General features: G+C 51.2%; 1 rRNA gene. It reads right to left on the reverse strand.

Annotation, left to right across the window (positions count from 1 at the left end):
• Positions 1-60 precede the first annotated feature (60 nt).
• A 16S ribosomal RNA gene (locus BM130_RS14925) occupies positions 61-1,587 on the reverse strand.
• Positions 1,588-1,684 lie beyond the last annotated feature (97 nt).

Raw genomic sequence — 1,684 nt, forward strand, 5'->3', positions numbered from 1 at the left:
ATAAAATGCAAAACCTAAGTGGGATCTTCATCCCCTTTTCATTTGGTTAATACTCTCCAGAAAGGAGGTGTTCCAGCCACACCTTCCGGTACGGCTACCTTGTTACGACTTAGCCCCAGTCACCGGCTTTACCCTAGGCCGCTCCTTGCGGTTACAGACTTCAGGTACCACCGGCTTCCATGGCTTGACGGGCGGTGTGTACAAGGCCCGGGAACGTATTCACCGCGCCATGGCTGATGCGCGATTACTAGCGATTCCAGCTTCATGGAGTCGGGTTGCAGACTCCAATCCGAACTGAGACCGGCTTTTTAGGATTCGCTCAACATCGCTGTCTCGCTGCCCTCTGTACCGGCCATTGTAACACGTGTGTAGCCCTGGACGTAAGGGCCGTGCTGATTTGACGTCATCCCCACCTTCCTCGCGGTTTACACCGGCAGTCTTGTCAGAGTCCCCACCATTACGTGCTGGTAACTGACAACAGGGGTTGCGCTCGTTATGGGACTTAACCCGACACCTCACGGCACGAGCTGACGACAACCATGCAGCACCTTGCAAAGTGTCCGAAGAAATACCGGTTTCCCAGTACACCACTCTGCATTTAAGCCCAGGTAAGGTTCCTCGCGTATCATCGAATTAAACCACATGTTCCACCGCTTGTGCGGGCCCCCGTCAATTCCTTTGAGTTTCATCGTTGCCGACGTACTCCCCAGGTGGATTACTTAATGCTTTCGCTCAGTCGCTTATCCTTTAACGGACAAACAACCAGTAATCATCGTTTACGGCGTGGACTACCAGGGTATCTAATCCTGTTTGATACCCACGCTTTCGTGCCTCAGCGTCAGTATTACCTTAGCATGCTGCCTTCGCTATCGGTGTTCTGAGTAATATCTATGCATTTCACCGCTACACTACTCATTCCGCATGCCTCAAGTATACTCAAGAATGACAGTATCATCGGCATCCCTACAGTTGAGCTGTAGTATTTCACCGCTGACTTACCATTCCGCCTACGCACCCTTTAAACCCAATAAGTCCGGATAACGCTCGCATCCTCCGTATTACCGCGGCTGCTGGCACGGAGTTAGCCGATGCTTATTCGTACGGTACATTCAATCCACTACTCGTAATGGCTTTTATTCCCGTACAAAAGCAGTTTACAACCCGTAGGGCCGTCTTCCTGCACGCGACATGGCTGGTTCAGACTTCCGTCCATTGACCAAGATTCCTCACTGCTGCCTCCCGTAGGAGTCTGGTCCGTGTCTCAGTACCAGTGTGGGGGACCTTCCTCTCAGAACCCCTAGACATCGTCGCCTTGGTGAGCCGTTACCTCACCAACTAGCTAATGTCACGCATGCCCACCTTTAACCGCCTCAGCTTTAACTTGTATCTCATGCGAAACACAAGTATCATGGAGTATTAATCCCCGTTTCCGGGGGCTATCCTCCTGTTAAAGACAGGTTGCATACGCGTTACTCACCCGTGCGCCGGTCGTCAGCAGGCAGCAAGCTGCCCCTGTTACCCCTCGACTTGCATGTGTTAGGCCTGTCGCTAGCGTTCATCCTGAGCCAGGATCAAACTCTTCGTGGTAGAAAAGTTCTTTAAGCTCTTTTAAGTATCTCCCATCCAGGGAATGTCGATACCCTTACTCAGGTTCTGCATCTATTACTTTCAAAGATCTTTTTTT

Origin of the sequence: Thermophagus xiamenensis (assembly GCF_900112795.1) — a bacterium.
Taxonomy (GTDB): Bacteria; Bacteroidota; Bacteroidia; order Bacteroidales; family Marinilabiliaceae; genus Thermophagus; species Thermophagus xiamenensis.